The 6,911-nt window shown below is 40.4% G+C and carries 7 protein-coding genes and 1 other RNA gene; all 8 read left to right on the forward strand.

What is annotated here, in order from left to right; all coding sequences use genetic code 11:
- Positions 1-560: 2-oxoacid:acceptor oxidoreductase family protein (locus tag ACJML3_RS08020; RefSeq protein WP_406022193.1), on the forward strand; the 560-nt coding region annotated here is incomplete at its 5' end.
- A 2-nt stretch (positions 561-562) separates the two neighbouring features.
- On the forward strand, positions 563-1,807 hold the full coding sequence (locus ACJML3_RS08025; protein WP_406022195.1) for a transketolase C-terminal domain-containing protein: 1,245 nt from the start codon (positions 563-565) through the stop codon (positions 1,805-1,807).
- A 14-nt stretch (positions 1,808-1,821) separates the two neighbouring features.
- Entirely contained in the window at positions 1,822-2,883 is a 1,062-nt protein-coding gene (locus ACJML3_RS08030) for a thiamine pyrophosphate-dependent enzyme (protein WP_406022197.1), read from the forward strand.
- A gap of 15 nt (positions 2,884-2,898) precedes the next feature.
- Positions 2,899-4,527 (forward strand): NAD(P)-binding protein, encoded by a 1,629-nt coding sequence (locus ACJML3_RS08035; protein WP_406022199.1) that lies wholly within the window; start codon positions 2,899-2,901, stop codon positions 4,525-4,527.
- Positions 4,528-4,574: 47 nt separating this feature from the next.
- Positions 4,575-4,955, forward strand: coding sequence for a hypothetical protein (locus ACJML3_RS08040; protein WP_406022201.1), 381 nt, complete (start codon positions 4,575-4,577; stop codon positions 4,953-4,955).
- Positions 4,956-5,191: 236 nt separating this feature from the next.
- A non-coding RNA gene (gene ssrS / locus ACJML3_RS08045) (6S RNA) lies at positions 5,192-5,372 on the forward strand.
- Between the two features lie 77 nt (positions 5,373-5,449).
- Positions 5,450-6,091, forward strand: a complete 642-nt coding sequence (gene crp / locus ACJML3_RS08050) for a cAMP-activated global transcriptional regulator CRP (protein ID WP_219935705.1) — start codon at positions 5,450-5,452, stop codon at positions 6,089-6,091.
- A 195-nt stretch (positions 6,092-6,286) separates the two neighbouring features.
- On the forward strand, positions 6,287-6,811 hold the full coding sequence (gene fabA, locus ACJML3_RS08055) for a bifunctional 3-hydroxydecanoyl-ACP dehydratase/trans-2-decenoyl-ACP isomerase (RefSeq protein ID WP_406022203.1): 525 nt from the start codon (positions 6,287-6,289) through the stop codon (positions 6,809-6,811).
- Positions 6,812-6,911 lie beyond the last annotated feature (100 nt).

Below are 6,911 nucleotides of genomic sequence, written 5' to 3' on the forward strand. Positions count from 1 at the left end.
TAATGCTTCAGATTAGATTACATGGCCGTGGAGGCCAAGGTGTTGTGACCGCAGCAGAAATGCTAACACTTGCAGCTTTCTACGAAGGCCACTTTGCACAAGCTTTCCCAAGCTTTGGTTCAGAGCGTACTGGTGCACCTGTTGTTGCCTATGCTCGTATTGATAACAAAGAGATCCGCACACATGAGCCTATCTCAAATCCTGATGTGGTTATCGTTCAGGATAAGACCCTGTTAGGCGCTGTTGATGTGTTTGCAGGTTTAAGTCCAAATGGATTCGTTATCATCAATTCAAAAGATGAACCATCAAAAGTTGTTCCTGAAATCGTTGCAAAACTCCCAGCTGGACACGTATTTACAGTACCAGCTACAGATTTTGCTATGCAGAAGATTGGTAAACCACTACCTGGTGCCCCAATGTTATCTTCTTTAGCAGCTGTAACAGATATTCTAAAACTAGAATCTGTACAGAAGGCTTTCCAGTCAAGATATCCTGGAAAAATCGGTGATGCTAATGCAGAAACTGCTGCACTTGCCTATAACTTCATTAAAGGAGAATAGTAATGTTAAAGCAGATTGAAGGCTCATTAGGTGTTGCACAGGCTGTTGCACTATGTCGTCCTGGTGTTGTTTGTGCCTATCCTATTTCTCCTCAGACCCACATCGTTGAGAATCTTGGTAAATTTGTAAAAGAAGGTTCATTAAAGGACTGCGAGTTCTTAAATGTTGAGTCAGAATTCTCAGCAATGTCAGTTGCAATCGGTTCTGAAGTTGGTGGTGTAAGAACTTACACAGCAACAGCATCTCAGGGTCTATTATTCATGGCTGAAGGTGTTTATTCAGCTTCAGGTTTAGGTCTTCCAATGGTTATGACCGTTGCTTCACGTGCTATCGGCGGTCCTATCAACATCTGGAACGATCACTCAGATTCACTCTCTCAAAGAGATTCAGGCTGGTTACAGTTATTCTGTGAATCAAATCAGGATGCAGTTGATACCCATATCATGGCATTTAAGATTGCAGAAGAGGTTGGTTTACCAGTTATGGTATGTATGGATGGTTTCGTACTTACCCACGCATTCGAGCGTCTTGATATTCCAGATCAGGAAACTGTAGATAAGTTCCTTCCAAAGTATGAACCTCGCGAGTTTATCAATACCAAAGAGCCAGTATCAATCGGTGCTATGGTAGGTCCTGAGGCTTTCACTGAAGTACGTTTCTTGCAGCAGCGTAAGATGGCTAAGGCACTTTCTGTAATTGAGAAGGTTACAAAAGAGTATCGTGAACTTACAGGCTCTAAGTCAGGTGGCTTACTTGACTGCTATAACTGTGAGAATGCCGATATCAAGCTTATTATCATGGGTTCAACTGTTGGTACTGCTAAAGATGAAGTTGATCGTCTCAAGGCACAGGGTATCAATGTTGGTATCATTTCCTTAAAGAGCTTCCGTCCATTCCCATATGCCGCTATTAAAGAGGCTATTGGTGATACCAAGCAGGTTATCTGTATTGAAAGAGCTTTCTCATTTGGTGCAAGAGGTATTGTTTGCCCTGAAGTTAAGAGAGCTATGGAAGGTACTAACTGCGATGTTAAGACTGTAGTTGCAGGTTTAGGTGGTCGTCCAATCTTTGGTACAACTATCAACGGTATCGTTAAGGATGCTTTAGCTGGCAAGTTCACAGAAGAGTTTACATGGTACGATATCGATACTAATGTTCTTAACAACAGTACTCTAAAAGAAGAGAATGTTTCTTTCTCAAAGGGTCCTATTGCTCAGTCTGTTCTTGAAAAATCAGTCAAAGCTTAAGCAGGAGATGACAAATGTTAGAAAAGATTAAATTTTACCAAACAGGTTCAAATACCGTTGGTAACCGTCTGATCACACCTGCTATGAGAACCATTCAGGCATCAGCTGACAGACCAAATTCATTAACCTCAGGTCACAGAGCCTGTCAAGGTTGCGGTGAGGCATTAGGTGCAAGATATGCAATTGATGCAGCAATGAAGGCAACAAACGGTCAGATTATGATCGTTAATGCAACAGGCTGTCTTGAGGTTTTCTCAACACCTTATCCAGAATCAGCATGGAGACTTCCATGGGTGCACTCATTATTCGGTAATGCAGCATCTGTAGGTTCAGGTCTTGCAGCTGCCGCTAAGGTAAGAGCTCAGACAAATGGCGATAATGTAGTTCCAAGAATCATCGCACAAGGCGGTGACGGTGGTACCACTGATATCGGTTTTGGTCCTCTGTCAGGTATGTTTGAGCGTAATGACGATGTTTTATACATCTGCTATGACAACGAAGCATACATGAATACCGGTGTTCAGAGATCATCTGCAACTCCTCCTGCAGCACGTACTGCAACAACTCAGCTTGTTGGTGACAAACCAGGTGCTGACTGGGGTAAAGGTAAGGATGTACCTTTAATTGCCATGGCACATGGTATTCCTTATGTTGCTACAGCATCTGTAGGTGACCTAAGAGATCTTGAGTACAAGGTACAAAAGGCAATGAGCTTCCATGGCGCAAGATTCATTCAGATCCTGGTACCATGTCCTCTTGGCTGGGGTCTGTCATCAAATTCAACTGTTACAGTTGCAAGAATGGCAATGGAAACTGGTTTCTACCCTATTTATGAAGCTGAGTACGGCAAGATTACATCTGTTCGTAAGATCCGTCAGGTACAGCCTGTAATCAACTATCTGAAGATGCAGCGCCGTTATGCTCACTTAACAGGTAAGAAAGCAGATCCTAACGTACTTGCTAGACTCCAGGCTCTTTGCGATGCAAACATCAAGAACTTTGGTTTGGTTGAAGGTACCGACGTTACCGGTCAGCCAGTTGCAATGCAGGCTTATGAGCGTAGTCAGGCTGTATAAAGGAGATAGTGAATTATGATGAAAAAAGCTTTTGCTGTTACCCTTGATCCAGCTACATCACATCAGAATCATACTGGTTCATGGCGTACACTTCGCCCTGTAAATGTTTACAAGTTACCTCCATGTAACAATCAGTGCCCTGCAGGTGAAAACATCCAGCAGTGGTTATTCTATGCTGCAGAAGGTGATTACGAGCATGCATGGCGTATTTTAACTGAAGAAAACCCAATGCCAGCTTGTATGGGCCGTGTTTGCTATCACACCTGTGAAGGCAAGTGCAACAGAGGTTTTCTTGACGAGTCTGTTGGTATCAACTCAGTTGAGCGTTTCTTAGGTGACTATGCTTTAGAGCACAATCTGTCATTCAAACGTCCAACTCGTGAAACCGGCAAGAAGATCCTTGTTGTAGGTGCAGGTCCTGCAGGTCTATCAGCTGCATACCAGTTAAGACGTTTTGGTCATTCTGTACACATTGTTGAAATGGGTAAGGAAGCTGGTGGTATGATGCGCTATGGTATTCCTACATACCGTCTGCCAAGAAATATTCTTGATGCTGAAATCAAGCGTATCACTGATATGGGTGTTACCATCGAATGCGGCAGAAAGATTGACGATATCGAAGCTGAAAAGAAGAATGGCAAATATGATGCTGTTATCATTACTATCGGTGCTCAGATATCATCTAATGTTGAAATTCCACAGGGTGATACCAATCACGTATTAAATGCTCTTTCAATCCTAGGTCAGATTGAGACCACAGGTGATGTTCAGATTGCAAGAAAGGTTGCAGTTTACGGTGGTGGTAATACTGCTGTTGACGTTGCTCGTTCATTACGCCGTATCGGTGCTGAGCCTGTAATTGTTTACCGTCGTAACCGCGAGAACATGAAGGCAAACGCTGAGGAAATGGATGCAGCTATCGAAGAAGGCATTCAGGTTAAGTGGTTATCAACAATTTCTGAGGCATCAAAGAGCAATCTTAAGATTGAAAAGATGGCTATTGATGAGAATGGCAAGTTAAGCCCTACTGGTGAATATGAAGATTTACCAGCTGATGCAGTTGTACTTGCCTTAGGTCAGAATGTTGATAAGGCTGTTCTTGATAAGATTGAAGGTCTTAAGTTTGAAAAGGACAACATCATCATAGATGAAGAGACAAAGATGACATCTGTTGATGGTATCTTTGCAGCAGGTGACGTTGCCACATCAAACCGTACAGTAACAAATGCAATCGGTATGGGTAAGAATGCAGCTCGTGGCGTAAATGCATACTTAAACGGCCAGACATACAAGAAGGCTTTAAAGCATGAAATCGCAAAATTCGAGGATATGCATCCTTGGTACTATACAGATGCTCCAAAGACAGTAAGACAGGAACTTGAAGTTGCCCGTCGTTCAAACTGCTTTGATGAGGTTCAGTTCGGTCTAACCGAAGAGAATGCTATATTTGAAGCACGTCGCTGTCTGTCATGCGGTAACTGTATGGAGTGTGATAACTGTTATGGTGTATGTCCTGACAGTGCTATCGTAAAACTCGGACCTGGTAAGGGTTATGAGTTCAACTACGATTACTGTAAGGGCTGTGGTGTGTGTGCACAAGAATGTCCTTGCGGCCACATCAGAATGGTACCTGAGCAGATCTAATCTATGAAAATGGCACAAAGGGGCAGAAAACTGCCCCTTTTTTGAATATGGACATAAGATATATACTATTCAGACTAAAATGCCTTTGTGTATCTGATTACAGATACAGCATCATATCAGCTATTCTAAATTCTAATGAACCTGAAACTTTTTGTAGAAGCATTCTTAAGGAATTTGGCTTTAATAAAAAGCATGAGAATATTGTAAGAATTGAGTTTCGAAAAATAATACAGGATGCCTACAATAATAAAGTTCCACTTGCAGATGATCTTTTAGATAATCTATCTGCAGAGGATGCCTATCTTGTACGGCAAAAATATCTTTCAAAATTTATGAATACAGGAATTTTCAGTTCAGGAATTATTAATATTCTTCTTTGCCTTTTTATAGGTGCAATCTGCGTTTTTTGTGTACTGCTCTTTACATAATTAAGCATTTTTAAATTCTATCTTATTGATATTAAATCTATTTATTACAATATCAACCTTAAAAAAGCTCATATTTCGCAAAAACGCTCAAAATTAGAGCTATACCACATTAAAAAATTAGGTATACATCACAATTATCTTTAGCAGGTCAAAAAAAGTCTTTATAAATAACAATTTTAAATTGTTAGTAATTATTGGTTTTGTTATTATAAACATATGGTTAGATAACCAAAAAGATAACCCTGGGGTGACATCTAGTAATTTGCACCCTGAGCCGATATCTATAGACTGTGACTGCTTATATGCTGTGGTGTGCAGGCCCGGATTGCCCGCGGAAGCCTAAACTTCATACTGTGGTCAAACTTGAACGCTTTGGTTCAAGGAGTCATGAATTACGGATTCATTTCTGGGGCTTAGTTGATACTCATTTAACTCAGCAGAACATATGAGTGTTATTTTTTATCTGCTGACATGAAAGCAAACAGAGAGAAAAAATGTCACCAATTATAAAACCACAGACTGACACAACTATTAGCTGGTTCTTAAGTCAGTGCCATATTCATAAATACAACGCAAAAAGCACAATTATTCACGCTGGTGAAAAGGCAGAGACCCTTTACTACATTTCAAAAGGTTCTGTAGCTGTGTTAATTAAGGATGCTGATGGTCATGAAATGATCCTAAGCTACCTAAATCAGGGTGATTTTATTGGTGAAGTAGGTCTTTTTGATGATTCTGAAAATCCAAAGCGTACAGCTTGGGTTAAAGCAAAGACAGCTTGTGAAATTGCAGAGGTTTCATACAGCAAGTTCAAGCAGTTAGTTCAGGTAAATCCTGAAATTCTAATGAGACTTACAGCTCAGATCTCTCACAGATTATCTGCAACATCAGCAAAGGTTGGTTCTCTTGCATTCCTAGATGTTACAGGTCGTATTGCAAAGACTTTAGTAAACCTTGCTCATCAGCCAGAAGCAATGACACATCCTGATGGTATGCAAATTAAGATCACACGTCAGGAAATCGGTCAGATTGTTGGCTGTTCACGTGAAACTGTAGGTCGTATTCTCAAGATGATGGAAGAGGATCACCTCATTACAGCTCACGGTAAAACAATTGTTGTTTTCGGAACACGTTAAACATAATTGGCCACTTAAATTCACTTTTAAGTGGCCAAAAAATACTTGATATATTTGACTTGAAAATATATCATTACCCGAGCAGAATCTAATACAACTGCTCTATTTTTTTTATATAGAGCCAGTACTAAAATATACTGAAAACTACCCTCAAAATGTCATAGTTAGACATTTTTTATAATATAGGAGCACTAAATGGCCTCATTATTAGAGAGAGGAATTCATTCTTTTGACAAGAATGATCTACTTGCTTGTTCACGCGGAGAATTATTCGGACCTGGTAACAGCCAGCTTCCAGCTCCAAACATGTTAATGTTTGACCGTATCACTGATATTCAGAATGAGGGTGGTGATTATGGTTTAGGTTATGTTAAAGCTGAGCTTGATGTAACTAAAGATTTATGGTTCTTCGGTTGCCACTTCCCAGGTGATCCTGTAATGCCAGGTTGCTTAGGCTTAGATGCTATGTGGCAGCTAGTTGGTTTCTTCCTAGGCTGGAGAGGTGGTCCTGGTAAAGGCCGTGCTTTAGGTGTTGGCAAAGTTAAATTCAAAGGCGAAGTTTTAGATACAGCTAAGCTTGTAACTTATGAGATTCAGTTAAAGAAGATCGTAGCTCGCGGTAAGCTTTACATGGGTATTGCTGATGGTAAGGTATTTGTTGATAACGAGCATATCTATACAGCTGAAGATCTTCAGGTTGGTTTAATTCCAAACAAGTAATAAAAAGATCATTTATACAAGACGACTCACAAATGTGGGTCGTTTTTTTTTATTTTTTGAAAAAGAAAAGCAAAATCAAAACAACCTATAATATTCATTT

This window comes from Succinivibrio sp. (genome assembly GCF_045124615.1).
GTDB lineage: Bacteria > Pseudomonadota > Gammaproteobacteria > Enterobacterales > Succinivibrionaceae > Succinivibrio > Succinivibrio faecicola.

What these genes read in the sequence shown, in the direction of transcription:
- ACJML3_RS08025 (WP_406022195.1), top strand. Translation starts at nt 563, where the DNA reads ATGTTAAAGCAGATTGAAGGCTCATTAGGTGTTGCACAGGCTGTTGCA.
- crp (WP_219935705.1), top strand. Translation starts at nt 5,450, where the DNA reads ATGTCACCAATTATAAAACCACAGACTGACACAACTATTAGCTGGTTC.
- fabA (WP_406022203.1), top strand. Translation starts at nt 6,287, where the DNA reads ATGGCCTCATTATTAGAGAGAGGAATTCATTCTTTTGACAAGAATGAT.
- ACJML3_RS08035 (WP_406022199.1), top strand. Translation starts at nt 2,899, where the DNA reads ATGATGAAAAAAGCTTTTGCTGTTACCCTTGATCCAGCTACATCACAT.
- ACJML3_RS08030 (WP_406022197.1), top strand. Translation starts at nt 1,822, where the DNA reads ATGTTAGAAAAGATTAAATTTTACCAAACAGGTTCAAATACCGTTGGT.
- ACJML3_RS08040 (WP_406022201.1), top strand. Translation starts at nt 4,575, where the DNA reads ATGGACATAAGATATATACTATTCAGACTAAAATGCCTTTGTGTATCT.